We start from the raw sequence: 19,985 nt of genomic DNA on the forward strand, positions 1-19,985 counted from the left end.
CCGACATGCCCGCCCCGACCGCGACGCGCGCGTCCTGGACGTTCGAGGCGATCGGCACGTCATGGGCGATCGAGACGGCGGCGCCCCTGCCCCCGGTCGCCCGCGCCGCGGTGGCCGCGGTCGTGGACCGGTTCGACCGCGAGTGGTCGCGCTTCCGCGACGACTCGCTGGTGTCGGCGCTCGCGGCGGGGCGGGTGGCATCCGTGCCCCTTCCCGAGGACGCGGATGCCATGCTCTCGTTGTACGACGAGCTCGACGCGGCGACCGGTGGGGCGGTCAACCCGCTCGTGGGCGAGGCGCTCGCGCGACTGGGCTACGACGGGCGCCTCAGCCTGACGCCGCGGGGGGAGCCGCGTCCGGCTCCCGCGTGGCGCGAGACGCTGCGGTGGGACGGCTCGCTCTCGCTCGCGGCGCCCGCGACGATCGACGTCGGGGCGCTCGGCAAGGGTCGGCTGGTCGATCGGGTGCTCGACGTCGTCGCCGCCCACGCGCCGGGTGACGTGATCGTCGACGCCTCGGGCGACCTGGCCGCCCGCGGCGCGCCCGCGCGCGTCGGTCTCGAGCATCCGTACGACGCCTCGCGTGCGATCGGTGTCGTGACCGTGGCCGACCGGGCCCTGTGCGCCTCGGCGATCAACCGGCGGGCGTGGGGCGACGGACTGCATCACGTCCTCGACGCCCGTACCGGAGCACCCGTGCGCGCGTACGCGGCGACGTGGGCGCTGGCCGAGACGGCGATGCGGGCCGACGCCCTGGCCACGGCGCTGTTCTTCGACGGCGGGCCCGAGCTGGCGGCATCCTGGGATGCCGACTGGGTCCGCATGAGCACCGACGGGCGCGTGGAGTGGTCGCCCGGATTCGACGGAGAGGTCTTCTCATGAGCGCAACGCTCACCGCGGGGTCGACCCGCGTGCTCGGTGTGATCGGCCGGGTCTCGATGTACCGCCTGGTGCTGTCGGCGCTGGGCCTGCTGGCGGTGATCGCGCTCGTGCTGTCGTTCGCCGGTCTGGTGGTGCCGCAGCCGCTGGAGCTCGTCGCCAGCATCGTGGTGCTCACGCTCGCGTGCGCTCTCACCGACGCCGCGGCGCAGAAGATGCTCCGGATGCCGCTCCGCCTGGAGTCCTCGCTGATCACCGCCGCGATCCTGCTGTTCGTCGTGCGTCCGAGCGTCGAGCCGCTGGGCCTGGTGGGACTCGCGATCGCGGGGGTCATGGCATCCGCGAGCAAATACGTGCTCGCGTGGCGGGGGCGCCACATCTGCAATCCGGCCGCGACCGGGGCGACGGTGCTGACCGTCCTCAGCGTCTTCGCCCCCGACCTGGGCGGGTCGGCGTGGTGGGTGGGGTCGCCGTGGATGGCGGGTCCCGTTCTCGTCCTCGGTGTCGTGCTGCTGCTGCGCACCGACAAGCTGCCGATCGTCGTGACGTTCTGGGTCGTGGCGATGACCGTGGCGTTCGTCCGCACGACCGTGCAGTTCCAGGCGGCGGGCTTCGCGGTCGACGTCCCGGCGGTGCTGGCGCAGGTGGCGTTGTCGTCGCCGTTCCTGTTCCTCGGCGCGTTCATGCTGTCCGAGCCCCTCACCCTGCCGCCGCGCCGTGCACAGCAGTACGCCGTCGCGATCCTCGTCGGCGTGCTGGCGGGATGGCCGCTGCCGGTGGGCGAGATCACCCTGGGCCAGGAGCGAGCGCTGCTGGTCGGCAACCTGCTGGCGTTCCTGTTCTGCCTGCGGGCGGCGGTGCGCCTGCGCGTCGAGGGGCGGCGCGACCTCACCCCCACGGTGCGGGAGCTCACCTTCCGCGCGGCCCGGCCGTTCCGGTTCTCTCCGGGGCAGTACCTCGAGCTCGACGTGCCGCACCGCCGGCCCGACGGGCGCGGCACGCGACGGGAGTTCTCGATCGCCTCGGCGCCCGAGGATCTGCCCGAGGTGCGGATCGCGTTCAAGGACGGGTCGCAGTCGTCGTACAAGCGCGCCCTCGCCGCCGTCGAGAACGGTTCCACACTCGCGGTCACGGGGGTGTGGGGTGATTTCGTGCTGCCGTCGCGCCCGACGGCACCGGTGCTGCTGGTCGCGGCGGGGATCGGCGTGACCCCCTTCGTATCGCAGCTGCGTCACCTGGTGGCCTCGGGTCAGCAGCGCGACGTCGTCTTGGTGTACGTCGTGTCGGAGGCGGCGGAGCTGGCGTTCCGCGACGACATCGCTGCTGCCGGCATCCCGGTGGTGGTGTTCTCGCGCGACGAACCGTCGGATCTCCCCGCCGGCTGGACATGGGCGGGACCGGACCGGGTGGATGCCGACGCCCTCGTTGCGGCGGTGCCCGACATCGCGCGTCGCGCGGCCTACGTCTCGGGACCCCCGCGGCTCATCTCGGCGCTCGCCCCGGCGCTGGCGAGGGCGAAGTCGCTCACCACCGACGCGTTCGCGGGGTACTGACGCGCCACCGGCGCGGGCGCAGCCGCTCGACGCGGCACTGGCGTCTCGTGCTGACAGCGGAGAGAGTGGGGTCATGCGCTCGGTCTTCTTCTCCTCCGATCCCATCGACGACGACGACGGCGACCGCTTCGACGGGCGGTCCGAACGGATCCCCTCGTTCGAACCCCCGCGCGACGAGATCCCGGTCCTGTCGGGCCCGGCCGGGCTGCTCGCGCGCGCGGACGACGTCGTCATCGCCCTCATGGGCGTGCGCGTCTTCTCGGACGGCGTCGAGTTCCTCCTCGACCGTCACCTGCGCCGCGGGGGGCGCGATCCGCGGGAGTGGCAGCTCGCTCAGATGGACTTCGCGGGCCACTTCGGCGTGGCCGACCGCACCCCGGGACGCCTGCGCTGGGGGCTGTCGCTGGGCGACGGTCAGCGGCTGCTCCTGGACGACCCGTTCGGGTTCCCCGATCCGCACCGCCACGACGCGCCGTCCGAGCCGCAGCGTCACACCGTCCGCGTGACGGGTGGCGGCGGGTCGGGTGGGGGAGACGACTACACGATGCACGACGGGCTGTGGCTGTGGCCGCTGCCGCCCGAGGGCCCGCTCGACATCGTCGTGCAGTGGACGACGTTCGGCGTCGCCGAGTCGCGGTTCTCGCTCGACGGCGGCCATCTGCGCGCCCTCGCCGCCGGGGTGCGTCCGCTGTGGGACTGAGGGCCGTCGGCTTCTGCTCATCCTCACCACGACCTACGACGTCGATCGCGCCGGAACGCTCCAGAACGGCCCGCTGATCCCCGACGTCGAGGTGGCACCGGGGCCCGACCTCGAGGCGGCGCGGACGGCGGTCACCTCGCGCTGCGGGTGAGCCCCGGCATCCGTTCCGTTCAGGCCGGGTCGGCGGGCTTCGCCGGCAGGCGCACCTCGAACGTCGTGTCGCCCGGCGTGCTCCGCACGGTGATGGTGCCGTGGTGGGCGTCGACGATCGCCTTGGCGATCGACAGGCCCAGTCCCGTACCGCCGGTCTTGCGATCGCGTGAGCGGTCCGCGCGGGCGAAGCGCTCGAACAGCTGCGAGGCGACCGAGGGGTCGATGCCGGGGCCGTCGTCGTGCACGCGCAGCACCGCCTCGGAACCCTCGTGCGCCACCGAGACGGCTACGACGCTGCCGGCGGGGGTGTGCGTGCGGGCGTTGGCGAGCAGGTTCGCGACCACCTGGTGCAGGCGCGAGGCATCGCCCGCGAGCTCGACGGGGGTGTCGGGGACGTCGATCGTCCACGAGTGATCGGGCCCCGCGGGACGCGCGTCGCCCACGGCCTCGACCGCGAGCCGGGTCAGGTCGACCGAGCCGTAGACGAGCTCCTGCCCCTCGTCGAGCCGGGCCAGCAGCAGCAGATCCTCGACGAGCGTGGTCATTCGCAGCGACTGCGCCTGGATGCGCTCGAGAGACTGCTCGGTCGTCTCGACGGCTAGGGCGATCCTCTGGCGGCTCTCGTCGTCCTGCGCCTGCCGCATGGCGCGCAGCGACAGCTCGCTGAACCCGCGGATGGATGCCAGGGGCGTCCGCAGTTCGTGACTGGCATCCGCCACGAACCGGCGCATCATCTCTTCGTTGCGCTGACGTGCCGAGAGCGAGGCGTCGACGCGGTCGAGCAGGGTGTTGAGCGCGGTGCCGACCTGGCCGATCTCGGTGTGCGCGTCGACCTGCTCGGCGGGCACGCGCTCGGTGATCGAGACGTCGCCCTGGTCCATGCGCAGCGAGGCGACGCGCGTGGCGGTCTCGGCGACGGCGCGCAGGGGGCGCAGTCCGAGGCGGATGACGATCGCGATGACCACCGCGAGCAGCAGCAGGCCGCCGGCGGTGACGAGGGCGACGGTGGTGAGGATGGCGCCGATCGTGCCGGTCACCTGCGACAGGGGCAGTCCGACGAGGAAGACGGAGTTGCTCCCCGGGGTGGGGAAGGCGCGTACGCGGTACTCGCCGAGGTTCGGCAGTTCGACCGTCTGCTCGCTGGTGTCCGCGGCCTGCAGGCTGTCGGCGATGCCTCCCAGGTCGTCGTCGGTGAGGGCGCGGGCCCCCGTGTCGCCGACGACGGCTCCGCTGAGGCCGCTGCGGGAGTTCATGACCAGCAGGGTGCCCGAGTCGAAGAAACCGGACTGCAGCACCTGCACCGCGGTGCTCTGGAACGCCGTGCGCGGCTGGATCGACGCCGCGGCCTCGTCGACCTGCGCCCCGAGGTTCACGTACAGCACCTGACTGAGGATGGCGCTGGTCGAGATGCCGATCATCACGAGGATGAACGCGACCATCCCGATCACGGCGGTCATCAATCGCGCCTGCAGCGTCCACGGACGGCCGAAGCGCTTCGAGGCGACGCGACCGGGATCCGTCGCCGGGTCGGCGGCGTGCTCCGGGGGAGCGGCCGCGGGGGGAACCGGGGGAGCCGGCCGCGGGGGCAGGCTCACTGGGGAGCTTTGATCATGTAGCCCACACCGCGCACGGTGTGGATGAGGGGCTCGTTGCCGGCGTCGATCTTCTTGCGCAGGTACGAGATGTAGAGCTCGACGACGCTGGAACGCCCGCCGAAGTCGTAGTTCCAGACGCGGTCGAGGATCTGCGCCTTCGACACGACGCGGCGCTGGTTGCGCATGAGGAACCGCAGCAGCTCGAACTCGGTCGCCGTCAACTCGATCTCGCGGCCGCCGCGCACGACCTCGTGGCTGTCCTCGTTGAGTGACAGGTCGCCCACGCGCAGGATCGGCTCGGAGTCCCGCGTGAGGGCGGTCCCGGCGCGGCGCATGAGCCCGCGCAGGCGCGCCACGACCTCTTCGAGGCTGAACGGCTTGGTGACGTAGTCGTCTCCTCCGGCGGTGAGCCCCGCGACGCGATCGGCGACCGCGTCCTTCGCGGTGAGGAACAGTACGGGTACGTCGTTGCCCGAGTGGCGCAGTCGCTGCAGGACGGCCATGCCGTCGAGGTCGGGCATCATGATGTCGAGCACCATGGCATCCGGTTCGAAGTCGCGCGCGGACTGCAGGGCGTCGAAGCCCGATCCGGCCGTCCTGACCTCCCAGCCCTCCATCCGCAAGGCCATCGACAGCAGGTCGGTCAGCATCTGCTCGTCGTCGACGACGAGCACGCGCAGCGGGCTCCCGTCGGGGCGGGTGAAGGCGGGGGCGGCGGCGGTCGCGGTCATGGAACTCATTGTGCGCCCGTATCTATGAGCTTTCTATGGCGAGCGTTATGGGATTGCTGTGAGCTGCGCCGCCACCGCCGCCAGCCCGCGGCCACGAGCAGTCCGATCCCTGCCCCGGCGGTATTCGCGACGACGTCGCGCACGTCCGCGACGCGCGTGGGCAGGAACCACAGCTGAGTCAGCTCGATCGCCGTGCTGAGCGCCGCGGCCAGCACGAGACCCTGCCACCAGCGCCCGCCCCACGCCGCCACCAGCAGACCGAGCGGCACGAACATCGCCACGTTCGCCGCCGACTCGACGACGTCGAAGCTCACCCAGGCGGTCGCGGGCGACGCCGCGAGCAGCCGCAGCACCTCGCCCAGGATGCCGCCGACCTCGGCGTCGTAGATCGAGGGGCGCAGCGTCATCCACCACACCGCGAACGCGTACACGCACGAAGCGGCGACGAGCCCTGCCCGTCGCCGCTTCGTCATGGTCGACCCTCGAGGATCAGTGGGTGTCTTCGGCTTCGATCTCGGTGCGGTCGCCCGACCACAGGGTGTGGAAGGTGCCTTCCTTGTCGATGCGACGGTAGGTGTGGGCTCCGAAGAAGTCGCGCTGGCCCTGGATCAGGGCGGCGGGCAGACGGTCGGCGCGCAGGCCGTCGTAGTACGCCAGCGACGAGCTGAACGCGGGGGCGGGGATGCCGGCGGCCGCGGCCAGCGCGACGATGCTGCGCCACGCGTCCTGCGCGCGGCCGAGCGCCTCGACGAAGTACGGGGCGGTGAGCAGCACGGGCAGCTCGGCCTCGGCGTCGTACGCCTCGGCGATGCGGTTGAGGAACTGCGCGCGGATGATGCAGCCGCCGCGCCAGATCTTGGACACCGCACCCAGGTCGATGTTCCAGTCGTACTGCGCGGCGCCGGCGCGGATCTCGTCGAAGCCCTGGGAGTACGCGACGATCTTCGAGGCGTACAGCGCCAGGCGCACCTGCTCGATGAAGGCGTCGGCATCCTGACCGGACAGCACCTCGGTGCCCGACGGGCCGGGGAGCCCGCCCGAGACCTCGCGCTGCTCGGGGTGGCTCGACAGCGACCGGGCGAAGGTGGCCTCGGCGATGCCCGACACGGGCACACCCAGGTCGAGCGCGGTCTGCACGGTCCAGGCGCCGGTGCCCTTGGCGCCGGCCTGGTCGAGGATGACATCGACGAGGGGCTTGCCGGTGTCGGCGTCGTTCTGACGCAGCACCTCGGCGGTGATCTCGATGAGGTAGGACTCGAGCTCGCCGCGGTTCCACTCGGCGAACACGTCGGCGATCTCGGCCGGGGTCTTGCCCGTGGCGCGGCGGATGAGGTCGTACGCCTCGGCGATGAGCTGCATGTCGGCGTACTCGATGCCGTTGTGCACCATCTTGACGAAGTGGCCGGCGCCGTCGTGGCCGACGTGGGTGACGCAGGGCTCGCCCTCGGCGACCGCGGCGATGGACTTCAGGATCGGGCCGAGCGTGGCCCACGCCTCGTCGGAGCCGCCGGGCATGATCGACGGGCCGCGCAGGGCGCCCTCTTCGCCGCCCGAGACGCCCATGCCGACGAAGTTGATGCCCGTGTCGCGCACGGCCTTCTCGCGGCGGATGGTGTCGGTGAACAGCGCGTTGCCGCCGTCGACGATGATGTCGCCGGGCTCGAAGACCTTGACGAGCTCGTCGATGACGAAGTCGGTGGGGCGACCGGCCTTGACCATGATGATCGCCGTGCGGGGCTTGGCCAGCGACGCGGCGAAGTCCTCGTACGAGAACGAGGCGACGAAGCCCGCCTCGGGGTGGTTCTCGAGCACGTGCTCGGTCTTGTCCTGGCTGCGGTTGAAGATCGCGACCGTGTTTCCCTCGCGGCTGGCGAGGTTGCGGGCGAGGTTGGAGCCCATGACCGCGAGCCCGACGACGCCGATGTTGGCGCGGCCGTCGCCCTCGCCCGCGGGTCGCGAGCCGGCGTCGGCGGTGGGACGCTCGACCTCTTCGATGCCGGGTGCGCCTTCGTGCACCTGCGCGGCCTCGTGCGGGGACTGGTCCTGATCGTTCGAGGGGCCGGTCGGGGAAGGGGTCGACGTCATTCGTTGCTCCGTGTTCGGGTGCGAGGAAGGGGTGTGCGGACGCACGCGGGCCGCCTCCGCCACTGTATCGGCTCGGCCCGGGGGTGTTTCAGGACGGTGTATGAGTCAGCTGGAGCCGATCGATGACGGTCTGCACCTGCTCGCCCGGGGTGAGGTCGAGGTCGACGCGGATGGCCTTCTCGTCGGCATCCGGCATCTCCAGCGTCTCGAACTGCGAGGTCAGCAGCGAGGGCGGCATGTAGTGCCCCTGGCGTCGCAGCAGTCGCTCGAGCACGAGCTTCGGGTCGCCCATGAGCAGCACGAACGTCACGTCGTCGCGCCGCAGCACGTCGCGGTAGCTGCGCTTGAGCGCCGAGCACGTGATGATCCCGGGGCGTCCCGCGCGCACCTGGCCGTCGATCCATCCGGCGACCCGGTCGAGCCACGGCCAGCGGTCGTCGTCGGTGAGAGCGTGACCGGATGCCATCTTGGCGACGTTCTCGGCGGGGTGCAGGTCGTCGCCCTCTTGGAAGTCCCAGCCCAGGCGGCCCGCGAGCATCCCCGCGACGGTGGACTTGCCGGTACCGGCCGGGCCCATGAACACGAGGACGGGGACGGTGGTGGTCATAGCTTCTCTCTTCGTCGGGGGAGGGTCAGATGGTGCGGCGCACTTCGGACAGGACCGCGGCGACGTAGCGCCGGGTGTGCTCCTCGGCCGCGTCCGCGTCGGCGCGGCCGATCGCGGCGGCGGTCTCGACGTGGTTGTCGAGCGCGTCGGGATTGGGGATGCCGGGCGTCAGTCCGTGCATCGCGCGGCCCTCGATGGCTGCGGCGATCGGCGCCCGGGCGGCGGCGAGCATGAGGTTGCCGCTCGAGAGCAGGATCAGGTCGTGGAAGGCGATGTCGGCCGCGAGGTACTCGGGGGAGTTGCCCAGGCCCGCGGCGCCCAGACGCGCGAGCTCGTCCGCGAGGCGCAGGATCTCGCCGCGCTGCAGATCGGTGGCGCGGCGGGCGCTGAGCCGCGCCGCGACCGGCTCGATCGCGGCGCGCAGCTCGGTCGTATTGACGATGAGCTGGTCGCGTCGGCGGCCGGCGAGCTGCCATCCGATGAGGCGGGTGTCCAGGGCGCTCCAGTCCGCGGCGGGGCGCACGGTGATGCCGACGCGACGGCGCTGCTCGAGCATGCCCATGGCTTCGAGCACGCGCACGGCCTCGCGGACCACGGTGCGCGACACGGCGTACTCGGCCTCGAGGTCGGCGATCGTCAGGACGCGGCCCGCGGCGAGGTCGCCGTCCACGATGCGCATGCCGACGGCATCCAGCAGCGAGCCGTGCGAGGCGCGGGCCATGACCCCTCCTTAGGCCGTTTGGTACGACCTTATCTTGTCAAAAATATGATCATTGTGTGAGGATGCCGTGACCGCCTCGGCGGGCGCACGGCGTTCACAGCATGCCCCACCCCGCGCCCGACCGGCTGAATCAACGGAGATCTCTTGGACGACTGGACCCAGACACTCGGCACGGCGCCTCTGCTCGCCATCGCCGCGGGCGCGATCGCGCTCATCCTCGTGCTCATCATCTGGCTGAAGGTGCATGCCTTCCTCGCGCTCATCATCGTCTCGCTGGTGACGGCCTTCGTCGCCGGCATCCCGGTGTCGGCCATCGTGACGACCCTGACCGGGGGGTTCGGGAGCACCCTCGGCACGGTCGCCCTGCTCGTCGCGCTCGGCGCGATGCTCGGCAGGCTGATCGAGCACTCCGGCGGAGCGCAGGCGCTCGCCGAGACCTTCGTGCGCGTGTTCGGCGAGAAACGCGCCCCCTTCGCGCTGGGCATCGTGTCGCTGATCCTCGGCTTCCCGATGTTCTTCGACGCCGGCCTGGTGATGATGCTCCCGATCATCTTCGCCATCGCCCGTCGCGTGTCGGGCAACAACGTGCTGCTGTTCGGACTGCCGGCCGCCGCCGCGTTCTCGGTCATGCACGTCTTCCTGCCGCCGCACCCCGGTCCGGTCACGGCGAGCGGGCTGTACGGCGCCAACCTCGGCCTGGTGCTCATCGTCGGCCTCGTCATCGCGTTCCCGATCTGGTACCTCTCGGGTTACCTCTGGGGCAAGTTCGTCGCGAAGCGCATCGTGCTGCCCGTCCCGGCGCTGTTCGGCGACGTCGACGCCGACCAGCCGAGCAACCCGCCCACGCCCGCGACCGTGATCGCCGTGCTGCTGCTGCCGATGCTGCTCATCTTCCTGAACACCGGCCTCACCACCCTCGGCGCCGCCGGGGTCGTGGACCCCGCCAACATCGTCGTGCAGGTGCTGGTGCTGCTCGGCAACTCGCCCGTCGCCCTGCTCATCACCGTGCTGGTCGCGACCGTGGTGTTCGGCTTCCGCCGCGGCGAGAACGGCACCGCGCTCGAGAAGGTCGTCGACTCGGCGCTCGGCCCGGTGTGCTCCGTCATCCTGATCACCGGCGCGGGCGGCATGTTCGGAGCTGTCCTGCGCGCCTCGGGCATCGGTGACGCGCTCTCCGACAGCCTCAGCGACCTCGGCCTGCCCGTGATCGTCGCCGCGTACGTCATCGCCGTCATCCTGCGTCTCGCGCAGGGCTCGGCCACGGTCGCGCTCGTCACCGCCGCGGGACTGGCGGCCCCGGCCGTCATGGCCGGCGGCTTCTCGCCGCTCCAGGTCGTCGCGATCACGCTCGCCACCGCGGCCGGATCGGTGTTCGCCGGTCACGTCAACGACTCCGGCTTCTGGCTGGTCGGGCGCCTGATGGGCATGGACGTCAAGACCACCCTCAAGACGTGGACCGTGCAGCAGGCCATCGAGTCCGTCCTCGGCTTCGCCGCCGCGCTGCTGGTGTTCGGCATCGGGGCTCTTCTGTGACCGGCTCGAACGCCGAGCTGTTCGACGTCTCGGACCGCCTCGCCCTCGTCACGGGCTCGTCGCGGGGCCTGGGCCGCGCGCTGGCGCTGACGCTCGCGCGCGGCGGGGCCCGGGTCGTCGTCCACGGTCGCGACGCGGACGCGGTCGAGCGGACCCGCGCCGAGGCCGAGGAGCTGTCCGGGCGCCCCGCGCACGCGGTCGTCTTCGACGTGACGGATGCCGCGACGGTCGAAGCCGCGGTGGGAGAGCTGCTCGCCGAGGTGGGGGTGCCCGACATCCTCGTCAACAACGCCGGCGTGCAGCGACGGGCGCCGATCCACGAGTTCCCCGTCGGCGACTGGGACGACATCGTCGCGGCCAACCTCTCCGGGGTGTTCTACGTCTCCCGCTTCGTCACCCCGGCGATGGTCGCACGCGGCTCCGGCAAGATCGTCAACGTCGCCTCCGTGCAGTCGCGCCTGGCTCGGCAGACCATCGCGCCCTACTCGGCCACCAAGGGCGGTGTCGCCCAGCTGACCGCCGGCATGGCCGCCGACCTCGCGCGCTTCGGCATCCAGGTCAACGCCCTCAGCCCGGGGTACTTCGCGACCGACATGAACCGCGCCCTCGTGGACGACCCCGATTTCACGCGCTGGCTGACCCAGCGCACGCCCGCCGCCCGCTGGGGCGACATCGACGAGCTGCGGGGGGCGCTCCTGTTCCTCGCCTCCGACGCGTCGAGCTTCGTCTCGGGGCAGAACATCTGCGTCGACGGTGGGATGACGGCGGTCGTCTGACCGCGGAGAGGAAGCGACCGATGAAGTCTCTGCTGATCGAGAAGGCGCGCACCGCCGAGGTGCGCGACGTGGCCGTGCCCGAGCCCGGCGAGGGGCAGGTGCGCCTGCGCGTGGAGTACGTCGGCATCTGCGGGTCCGACCTGCACTACTTCTACGAGGGCGCCAACGGGGCCTTCGTGGTGCGCGAGCCCCTCGTCCCGGGTCACGAGCTCTCCGGTCGGGTCGATCTCGACCCCTCGGGTGCGCTGGACCCGGGGACGCCCGTCACCGTGCATCCCGCGCGCTTCGGCACTCAGCGAGACGGTATCGAAGATGCCCCTCACCTCTGGCCGGGCGGCTCGTACCTCGGCAGCGCCTCGACGTGGCCGCACACGCAGGGCGCGGCATCCGAGTACCTGGTCGTCGAGGCCGACATGGTGCGGGTGCTGCCGGACGATCTGCCGGTGCGCCGCGCCGTGCTCGCCGAACCCCTCGCCGTCGCTCTGCACGCGCTCGGCAGAGCGGGAGACGTCGAGGGCCTCGAGGTCCTCATCACGGGCTCGGGACCGATCGGTCTGATGGCCGTGGCCGCCGCCGTCGCCGCGGGCGCACGCGTCACCGCGACCGACGTGCTCTCCGGACCGCTCGAACGCGCGGGGGCCCTCGGCGCCGCCGAGACGGTCGACGTCTCGACCGAGACGCTCGAGCCGAACGCCTACGCCGTCGTCCTGGAGTGCTCGGGGGTCCCCGTGTCGATCTCGGCCGCGATCAAGGCCGTCCGTCCCGGCGGCACGGTCGTGCAGGTGGGGATGCTCCCCGACGATCCCCGTCCGATCAACCTCGCCCCCTTCATCTCGAAAGAGGTGCGCTACCTCGGTGCGTTCCGCTTCCTCGACGAGATCGACCGTGCGATCACGCTGCTGGCGGCGACGCCCGCGATCGAGAGCGCCCTCACGCACGAGTTCGCCCTCGCGGATGCCGACGAGGCCTTCGCCACGGCGCGCGACTCGCAGCGCTCGGGCAAGGTCGTCTTCGCGCTCTGACACGATCGACGCCCCGGTCGCCGTCCGAGAGGACGGGGCCGGGGCGTCGGTCGATCCGGAGCGTCGAAACGACGCACCCGCGATGTCGTCAGTGCTTCTTGTACGAGGCGTTGCGCCCGAGCGAGAAGAGGGCGCCGATCGCGGCCACACCGCCGATCGCGGTGAGGGTGGCGATGACACCGAGCACGACGTGAGAGAAGAAGCCGCTGTCCATGATGATCCTCCGGGTCGGTGTGGCCCTTCGATCCTAACGGGCCGTCATCGACCCGCCCGCCCGTTCCGCGACGGCCGGGTCGTGGCGGGGGCGCCGCGCTGGTAGACTTCCCGGGAACTTCGGCGAGGGACATCCCCGCGTGCGTGTCGCCACGCACGGATGTCCGTGATCGACGCGGTGATGCAGGCTCCCGGCTTTCCTCACGCGCTCGCGTTCGAGTCGAATCCAGACCACACAGGTGCGGACCCCGTCCGCTCACGATCTGCGGGACCCCGAGCCCGCGAGGAGAACATCATGTCGGAAGACAACAAGGTCGTCGCGGAGCTCCGCGAGAACTTCGGCAAGGGCTTCGCCCGCCGTCTGCGCGCCGAGGGCAAGATCCCCGCGGTCATCTACGGCCACGGCACCGACCCCCAGCACGTCGCGCTGCCCGGCCACCAGGTCGCGTTGCTCATCCGTCGCGCCAACGCGCTGCTCGACCTCGACATCGCCGGCAAGGGCCAGCTCGTCCTGGTGAAGGACGTCCAGAAGGACCCCGTGCGTCAGGTCATCGAGCACATCGACCTGCTCGTGGTCAAGAAGGGCGAGAAGGTCAGCGTCGACGTGCCCGTCGTCCTCACCGGTGAGCCCTTCCCCGGCACGGTCGCCATGCTCGACACCGCGTCGGTGTCGCTCGAGGTCGAGGCCACCCACATCCCCCAGAACATCGAGGTCGACGTCGAGGGCGCCGAGGACGGCACGCAGATCACCGCGGCCGACCTGACCCTGCCCCGGGGTGCGACGCTGGTGACCGAGCCCGAGACCCTGATCGTGGGTGTCTCGGTCCCGCTCGACACGATCGCCGCCGACGAAGAGATCGCCGAGGCCGACGCCGAGGTCGCCGAGGAGCAGTCCGAAGAGGCCGAGACGGCCGAGGGCGCCGAGGGCGACGACAACTGATCGCGCGCGGGCCTCACGGTCCGCGGCAGGCGAGGGGGCGCGTTTCGCGCCCCCTCGTTTTTTCGATGCGGGGGAGATCGTCTTCCCCGCCCGGATGGCGAGGGTCCTCACCGGATCCGGAAGGATGGATGCCATGGCGGACACCTGGCTCATCGTGGGACTCGGAAACCCCGGACCGCGGTACGAGGCGACGCGCCACAACGTCGGACAGATGGTGCTCGACGAACTGGCCGCCCGCCGCCGTGAGTCCTTCAAGGCGCACAAGGCCAACGCGCGCGTGGTCGAGACGTGGCTGCGCCCCGGTGCCGCCAAGCTGGTCCTGGCCAAGCCGAACAGCTTCATGAACGTCTCGGGCGGCCCCGCGTCGCAGCTCGCGCGTTTCTACGGCACCGAGGCCGAGCGGGTCGTCGTCGTCCACGACGAGCTCGACATCCCCTTCGACACCATCAAGCTCAAGGTCGGTGGGGGACACGGCGGCCACAACGGCGTGCGCGACATCGCCAAGGCCCTCGGTACGGCCGACTTCCCGCGCGTGCGGGTCGGCATCGGCCGCCCGGCGGGGCGCCAGGATCCGGCCGACTGGGTGCTCGATCCCTTCGGTGCGGCGGAACGCACGACCCTGCCGATCCTGGTCTCGGATGCCGCTGACGCGGTCGAGATGCTGATCGACGAGGGGCTGGTCGCCGCGCAGCAGCGCTTTCACGCCCCGCGCGCCTGACCGTCCGGCATCCTGCTGCGCGCGAGCCGGGTACGCGAACGGCCCCGATCCGCGAGGACCGGGGCCGTTCCGGCGTTCAGAGAGTCGAGCCGATGCCGACCGACGCGCCGATGCCGAGCGCGCTGACGACCACGACGCCGCCGAGCACGGCGAGGACGATGGCGGCGATCCCCCAGCCGCGTCCCCGGTTCTTCACCGCGGCGACGATGCCCTGGATGAAGCCCCAGAGCCCGAACAGGCCGTAGATCACGAAGGCGGCGAGCGACAGCCCGGCGAACGCGGCGGCGGCCTCTCCGGCCGCGGGCGGGATGTTGTCGGGGTCGATCTGGCCGGTGCCGTCCGCATACTGCGCCAGACCCGCGCTCTGCAGTCCCGCCACGTAGGCGAGGATCGCGCCCACGACGACGGCGATCAGCGACGCGACGAAGGCGATGATGCCGAGCTTCTTCGACACGACGGGACGGGATGCCGGGGAGTACTGCGGTGCGGGGGCACCGTAGGCGTTCTGCGCGGCGGGGGCGGGATAGCCGTCGGCGCGGGGGACGGGTTGGCCGTACGGCTCCGGGGGCGGCGGTGCTGTGCTCACGGGATGCTCCTCTGGTCAGCGGACGCGTCGCGTCCTTTCCGACACCGTACGCACGCGGCTCGACAGGGCCGCGGGGGTGGACGTCGCGATGATGCGCGGGGTAGCGCCGCGGAGAACGTCGGGTCAGACGACCGGAACGGTCTCGCCGAGCGTGGCCAGCCCCGCGACGGCGGCCACCGCGGTCAGCAGAGTGAACACCGCTGGTCCGAGCGCGGCGACGACGACCGCGGCGATGCCGGTGCCCCGACCCACGCGGCGGGCGATCGCGACGATGCCCAGCACGAGCGCGGTGATCCCGATCGCCGTGCCCGTCCAGAACGACACCTCCGCCAGAAGGACCAGGTCGCGCACCGGTGACAGGATGCGCCAGTCGAAGGTGGTCGACGTCGACGACGCGAGCCCCGGCGCGGCTCCCCGCGCGACGCGGTAGGCCGCGAACCCGCCGACGGCCGGGGCCAGGACGCCGGCGACGATGGACAGCAGCAGGGCCCAGGTTCCGACCGGGCGCCGGTGCCGACGCGCGGGCGGCGCGGTGCGCAGTTCGCCGACCGGGGGCGCGACGTGCGGGGCGGCGAAGACGGGCCCGTTCGGAGCGCTCGGCGAAGTCATGTCGCCACTTTAGAAGACCGCCGCGGACGCAACCCCCTCGAGCTCCCGACCCGATGTCACAGGCCCCGCGTAGACTTTCCCGAGTGACAGTTCCCGGGATCGTGCGCGCCCTCGAGCAGGCTGAGTCGTACCGCGAGGCCGCCTCCGCGGCCTCCGCCGACCTCTCGCTCTCCCTCGTCGACGGCCTCGACGCCCCCGTCATCGCGGGCCTCGTCGAACGGCGGCGGGCGGCCGGCGATCCGGGTGCCGTGCTCGTGATCGCGCCGACCGGTCGTCGCGCCGAGTCTCTCGGACCCGCCTTGGATGCCGTCCTCCCCGGCGCGCACGTGCTGCACTTCCCCGCGTGGGAGACCCTGCCGCACGAGCGCCTCAGCCCCAGCCCCGAGACGGTGGGGCGCCGCCTCGACGTGCTGCGGCGCATCGCCGCGTGGGACGGCGAGGCCCCCCTGGTCGTCACCGCGTCGGTGCGCAGCGCCCTGCAGCCCCTCGCCCCCGGCCTGGGCGAGGTCGAACCGGTCGATCTGGTCGTCGGGGGGCGTGGCCACGAGCTCGAGACCGTCACGACGCGCCTGATCGAGTTGGCCTACCACCGGGTCGACATGGTCTCCCGCCGCGGAGAGTTCGCGGTGCGCGGCGGCATCCTCGACGTCTTCCCCCCGGTGGCCGACCACCCCTACCGCGTGGAGTTCTTCGGAGACGAGGTCGACCAGATCCGCGCCTTCTCGGTCGCCGATCAGCGATCCTTGCCCGGTGACGTGTCGGCGGTCTCGCTCAACCCGAGTCGCGAGCTGCTGCTGACCGCCGGGGTGCGCGCTCGCGCCGCGGCCCTGCGCGACGGTTATCCCGGACTCCGCCAGCTGCTCGAGAAGATGGCCGAGGGCATCCCCGCCGAGGGCATGGAGTCGCTCATCCCGGTGCTCGTCGACGATCTGGTCACCCTGGTCGATTACCTTCCGGGCGGCAGTGCGGTGGCCCTCGTCGATCCCGAACGCTCGCTCGCCCGTGCCACCACGCTCGGCGACACCAACCGCGAGTTCCTCGAGGCCGCGTGGTCGGCGGCGACCGCCGGCGCCGACACCCCCGTCGACCTCGATTCCGGCGACTTCGTCACCCTCGACGACCTCCACGAGATCGCGAGCGGACGCGGCGGCGTCTGGTGGCAGCTCAGCGCCTTCGACTCGGGGGCGGCGGATGCCGAAGACGAGGGTCTCGTCGCGGGCGACGACTCCACGCACCGCGTCAAGGCCGATCCCGTCCCCTCGTTCCAGGGCAACGTCGAGGGCGCCACCGCTCACGTCGGGACGCTCCTCGCCGACGGATGGTCGGTGGTGGTCACGGCATCCGGTCCGGGAATGGTGGATCGCGCGCGCGACGTGCTCGCCGAGCGCGGCATCGCGGCGCGACGCGTCGATGATCTGCGCACGCCGCCCGAGCCCGGGGTCGCCCACGTGGTGTGTGCTCCGCTCGAGCGCGGCTTCGAGCTGACCGAGTCGCGATTCGCGGTCATCACCGAGACCGAGTTCTACGGTCGCTCGGTCAGCGGCGACAACCGCGGGGTCAAGAAGCTCGCCTCGCGGCGACGCAACGTCGTCGACCCCCTGCAGCTCAAGCCGGGCGACGTCGTCGTGCACGCCACGCACGGGATCGGCAAGTTCATCGAGCTGACGCAGCGCGAGGTCTCCAGCGGCGGTCGCAACGCCGTCAAGACCACCAAGGAGTACCTCGTCCTCGAGTACGCGCCCGCCAAGCGCGGCTACCCGGGCGACAAGCTCTTCGTGCCCACCGATCAGCTCGATCTGCTGTCCAAGTACGTCGGCGGAGAAGCGCCCACCCTGTCGAAGATGGGCGGCAGCGATTGGGCGGCGGCCAAGGGGCGCGCGCGCAAGGCGGTCCGCGACATCGCCGTCGAGCTGGTCAAGCTGTACTCGGCGCGCATGGCGTCCAAGGGATACGCCTTCGGTCCCGACACCCCCTGGCAGCGCGAGCTCGAAGAGGCATTCCCGTTCGCCGAGACGCAGGACCAGCTGCAGACCATCGATGAGATCAAAGCCGACATGGAGAAGCCGATCCCCATGGACCGCCTGCTCTCGGGCGACGTCGGCTTCGGCAAGACCGAGGTGGCGGTACGCGCCGCGTTCAAGGCCATCCAGGACGGCAAGCAGGTGGCGATGCTCGTGCCCACGACCCTCCTGGTCAAGCAGCACCTCGAGACCTTCGCCGAACGCTTCGCCGGCTTCCCGGTGACGGTGCGCCCGCTCTCGCGGTTCCAGTCCGACAAAGAGGCGAAGGCGACGCTCGCCGGTCTCACCGACGGCACCGTCGACATGGTGATCGGAACGCACCGCATCCTCACCGAGAAGGTGATCTTCAAGGACCTGGGTCTGATGATCATCGACGAGGAGCAGCGCTTCGGCGTCGAGCACAAGGACGCGCTCAAGAAGCTGAAGACCAACGTCGACATCCTGGCGATGAGCGCCACCCCGATTCCCCGCACGCTCGAGATGGCGGTCACCGGGATCCGCGAGATGTCGACGCTCGCGACGCCCCCCGAGGACCGGCATCCGATCCTGTCGTACGTGGGACCGCGCAACGACAAGCAGATCGCCGCGGCGATCCGCCGCGAGCTCCTGCGCGAGGGCCAGGTGTTCTACGTGCACAACCGGGTGTCGTCCATCCAGCGGGTGGCGGCGCACCTGGCGGAGCTCGTCCCCGAGGCGCGGATCGTCGTCGCGCACGGACAGATGGGGGAGCACGCTCTCGAGCAGGTCGTCGACGATTTCTGGGAACGTCGCGCCGACGTGCTGGTGTCGACGACCATCATCGAGACCGGGCTCGACATCTCGAACGCGAACACGATCATCATCGACCGTGCCGACAAGTACGGGCTCTCGCAGTTGCACCAGCTGCGCGGCCGCGTCGGCCGTGGTCGCGACCGGGCCTACGCGTATTTCCTGTACGACGAGATGAAGCCGCTGTCCGAGACCGCGGCGGATCGTCTCGAGACGATCGCCGTCAACAACGATCTGGGCAGCGGTATGCAGGTCGCGCTGAAGGACCTCGAGCTGCGCGGAGCGGGCAACCTGTTGGGCGCCGAGCAGGCCGGGCACATCGCGGGGGTCGGTTTCGACCTGTACCTCCGCATGATCGGCGAGGCCGTCTCGACCTTCCGCGGTGAAGACGTGGACGGACCCACCGAGCTCCGCCTCGAGCTTCCGGTCGACGCCCGTCTGCCCGAGTTCTACATCGACAGCGAGCGACTCCGCCTCGAGGCGTACCAGAAGCTGTCGGCCGCCGCGTCGGCGACCGCCAAGGACGACGCCATCGACCTGGTGGTCGAGGAGCTCCGCGATCGTTACGGCGAGCCGCCCGCCGAGGTCGAGGGCCTGATCGCCGTCGCCCGTCTGCGCCGACGTGCCGCGCAGGCCGGCCTGGCCGATGTCGTCGCGATGGGTTCGAACCTGCGCATCGCCCCGGCGAACCTCGCCGAGTCGATGCGCGTGCGCCTGCAGCGCCTGTACCCGAAGGCGAAGCTGGTGGCGGGAGGGGATGCCATGGTCGTCCCCCTTCCGCAGGATGTCGACGACGCGAACCTCATCGCCTGGGTGCGTCAATTGCTCGATGCGCTCTGGCCGCTGCCGGTCGACAAGACGGTCGAGACCGCGTCCGCGTGACGAGGGGTTGGTCGCGACCGACGAGAGGGGTTCCCCGGGACGAAGAGTCCGCGGGGAACCCCTCGTGGTTTTTCCGCATGTTTTCGGGGTTTCGTGGGAGCGACACGCCCGGGGTGTGGTGTGGATTCGACGGGTGGGTGGTTCGGGCGTAAGTTATTACTTGTTCGCCCCACAGGGGAGAGCGGAGCGGCCGGAAGGCCCCGCGTCCTCTCAAGTGGTGAACCGCCCGAAACCCCACCGCATGGTGTAAGGTTTCTTCTGGTCATTCGGCCGCGTTCACGAGGTTGATCCGTCAGGGTCCCACTGTGAGGTGGTGAGTGGCTGTTTTGTGAACTGCTCCATGGTTGGTCGCGATGACTGTTCTGTGGGTGCGTCCGTTCCTTGAGAACTCAACAGCGTGCACTTGTCAAATGCCAATTTATTCCTCGTCGGTCTGACTTTTGTTGGATTGCGAGAAATTCCTTTGGATCAAAGACCAACCGTTTTGGTTGGCATATGGATACGTCAGTAATGATGTTTCTCTTTGGTCAGTTTCAAACTCGCTGCGGTCGCCGTTTTCCCGGTGGTTGTATGCATTTCTTTTTTACGGAGAGTTTGATCCTGGCTCAGGATGAACGCTGGCGGCGTGCTTAACACATGCAAGTCGAACGGTGAAGSCAAGCTTGCTTGGTGGATCAGTGGCGAACGGGTGAGTAACACGTGAGCAACCTGCCCTGGACTCTGGGATAAGCGCTGGAAACGGCGTCTAATACTGGATATGAGCCTCTTCCGCATGGTGGGGGTTGGAAAGATTTTTTGGTCTGGGATGGGCTCGCGGCCTATCAGCTTGTTGGTGAGGTAATGGCTCACCAAGGCGTCGACGGGTAGCCGGCCTGAGAGGGTGACCGGCCACAC

At 70.7% G+C, this 19,985-nt stretch carries 18 protein-coding genes and 1 rRNA gene; 10 read left to right on the forward strand and 9 right to left on the reverse strand.

The window, feature by feature from the left end:
• Window positions 1-5 precede the first annotated feature (5 nt).
• From DC432_RS08945 to DC432_RS08955, 3 genes are all read left to right on the forward strand, one after another.
• Window positions 6-881, forward strand: coding sequence for an FAD:protein FMN transferase (locus DC432_RS08945; RefSeq protein WP_116537578.1), 876 nt, complete (start codon window positions 6-8; stop codon window positions 879-881).
• Entirely contained in the window at window positions 878-2,431 is a 1,554-nt protein-coding gene (locus DC432_RS08950) for an FAD-dependent oxidoreductase (protein WP_116537580.1), read from the forward strand. The genes DC432_RS08945 and DC432_RS08950 overlap by 4 nt, the downstream gene beginning before the upstream one ends.
• 73 nt (window positions 2,432-2,504) lie before the next feature.
• The gene (locus tag DC432_RS08955) at window positions 2,505-3,131 is read left to right on the forward strand and encodes a hypothetical protein (protein ID WP_116537582.1); all 627 of its coding nucleotides are present in this window, start codon (window positions 2,505-2,507) and stop codon (window positions 3,129-3,131) included.
• A gap of 170 nt (window positions 3,132-3,301) precedes the next feature.
• On the opposite strand, the gene DC432_RS08960 is transcribed toward DC432_RS08955, so the two are convergent.
• The 6 genes from DC432_RS08960 to DC432_RS08985 form a co-directional block, all read right to left on the reverse strand.
• Window positions 3,302-4,723: a HAMP domain-containing sensor histidine kinase gene (locus DC432_RS08960; RefSeq protein WP_207770786.1), complete on the reverse strand. Its 1,422-nt coding sequence runs from the start codon at window positions 4,721-4,723 to the stop codon at window positions 3,302-3,304.
• Window positions 4,724-4,875: 152 nt separating this feature from the next.
• Window positions 4,876-5,610 carry a response regulator transcription factor gene (locus DC432_RS08965; protein WP_116537584.1) on the reverse strand — a complete coding sequence of 245 codons (735 nt, stop codon included), beginning with the start codon at window positions 5,608-5,610 and terminating at the stop codon, window positions 4,876-4,878.
• A 5-nt stretch (window positions 5,611-5,615) separates the two neighbouring features.
• Window positions 5,616-6,083 carry a VanZ family protein gene (locus DC432_RS08970; RefSeq protein ID WP_116537585.1) on the reverse strand — a complete coding sequence of 156 codons (468 nt, stop codon included), beginning with the start codon at window positions 6,081-6,083 and terminating at the stop codon, window positions 5,616-5,618.
• A gap of 16 nt (window positions 6,084-6,099) precedes the next feature.
• Window positions 6,100-7,695: an NADP-dependent phosphogluconate dehydrogenase gene (gene gndA, locus DC432_RS08975; protein ID WP_116537587.1), complete on the reverse strand. Its 1,596-nt coding sequence runs from the start codon at window positions 7,693-7,695 to the stop codon at window positions 6,100-6,102.
• An 88-nt stretch (window positions 7,696-7,783) separates the two neighbouring features.
• A complete protein-coding gene (locus DC432_RS08980; protein WP_116537589.1) occupies window positions 7,784-8,302 on the reverse strand; it encodes a gluconokinase in 519 nt (172 codons plus the stop codon).
• A 25-nt stretch (window positions 8,303-8,327) separates the two neighbouring features.
• Window positions 8,328-9,023 carry a FadR/GntR family transcriptional regulator gene (locus tag DC432_RS08985; RefSeq protein WP_116537591.1) on the reverse strand — a complete coding sequence of 232 codons (696 nt, stop codon included), beginning with the start codon at window positions 9,021-9,023 and terminating at the stop codon, window positions 8,328-8,330.
• A gap of 144 nt (window positions 9,024-9,167) precedes the next feature.
• On the opposite strand from DC432_RS08985, the gene DC432_RS08990 reads away from it, so the two are divergent.
• Genes DC432_RS08990 through DC432_RS09000 form a run of 3 tightly spaced genes read left to right on the forward strand, consistent with a single transcriptional unit; the run spans window position 9,168 to window position 12,354 of the window.
• Window positions 9,168-10,556, forward strand: a complete 1,389-nt coding sequence (locus tag DC432_RS08990; RefSeq protein ID WP_116537593.1) for a GntP family permease — start codon at window positions 9,168-9,170, stop codon at window positions 10,554-10,556.
• The gene (locus DC432_RS08995) at window positions 10,553-11,332 is read left to right on the forward strand and encodes an SDR family oxidoreductase (RefSeq protein WP_116537595.1); all 780 of its coding nucleotides are present in this window, start codon (window positions 10,553-10,555) and stop codon (window positions 11,330-11,332) included. Before DC432_RS08990 ends, DC432_RS08995 begins: the two co-directional genes overlap by 4 nt.
• Window positions 11,333-11,352: 20 nt before the next feature.
• Window positions 11,353-12,354 (forward strand): zinc-binding dehydrogenase, encoded by a 1,002-nt coding sequence (locus DC432_RS09000; RefSeq protein WP_116537597.1) that lies wholly within the window; start codon window positions 11,353-11,355, stop codon window positions 12,352-12,354.
• 88 nt (window positions 12,355-12,442) lie between these two features.
• Here DC432_RS09000 and DC432_RS16855 read toward each other — a convergent pair whose 3' ends face one another.
• Complete coding sequence (locus tag DC432_RS16855; protein WP_258222603.1) at window positions 12,443-12,568, reverse strand: hypothetical protein; 126 nt, start codon at window positions 12,566-12,568, stop codon at window positions 12,443-12,445.
• A 294-nt stretch (window positions 12,569-12,862) separates the two neighbouring features.
• Between DC432_RS16855 and DC432_RS09005 the strand changes: the two genes are divergently transcribed.
• Window positions 12,863-13,507 (forward strand): 50S ribosomal protein L25/general stress protein Ctc, encoded by a 645-nt coding sequence (locus DC432_RS09005; protein WP_116537599.1) that lies wholly within the window; start codon window positions 12,863-12,865, stop codon window positions 13,505-13,507.
• A 133-nt stretch (window positions 13,508-13,640) separates the two neighbouring features.
• A complete protein-coding gene (gene pth, locus DC432_RS09010; RefSeq protein ID WP_116537600.1) occupies window positions 13,641-14,225 on the forward strand; it encodes an aminoacyl-tRNA hydrolase in 585 nt (194 codons plus the stop codon).
• Between the two features lie 76 nt (window positions 14,226-14,301).
• Here the strand turns inward: pth and DC432_RS09015 are convergent, their stop codons facing one another.
• Window positions 14,302-14,811, reverse strand: coding sequence for a DUF4064 domain-containing protein (locus DC432_RS09015; protein WP_116537602.1), 510 nt, complete (start codon window positions 14,809-14,811; stop codon window positions 14,302-14,304).
• A 123-nt stretch (window positions 14,812-14,934) separates the two neighbouring features.
• Complete coding sequence (locus DC432_RS09020; RefSeq protein WP_116537604.1) at window positions 14,935-15,420, reverse strand: hypothetical protein; 486 nt, start codon at window positions 15,418-15,420, stop codon at window positions 14,935-14,937.
• 83 nt (window positions 15,421-15,503) lie between these two features.
• On the opposite strand from DC432_RS09020, the gene mfd reads away from it, so the two are divergent.
• Window positions 15,504-19,091, forward strand: a complete 3,588-nt coding sequence (gene mfd / locus DC432_RS09025) for a transcription-repair coupling factor (protein WP_165801229.1) — start codon at window positions 15,504-15,506, stop codon at window positions 19,089-19,091.
• A 582-nt stretch (window positions 19,092-19,673) separates the two neighbouring features.
• A 16S ribosomal RNA gene (locus tag DC432_RS09030) occupies window positions 19,674-19,985 on the forward strand; the annotation flags it as partial.

Source organism: Microbacterium testaceum, from assembly GCF_003075375.1.
Lineage (GTDB): Bacteria > Actinomycetota > Actinomycetes > Actinomycetales > Microbacteriaceae > Microbacterium > Microbacterium testaceum_E.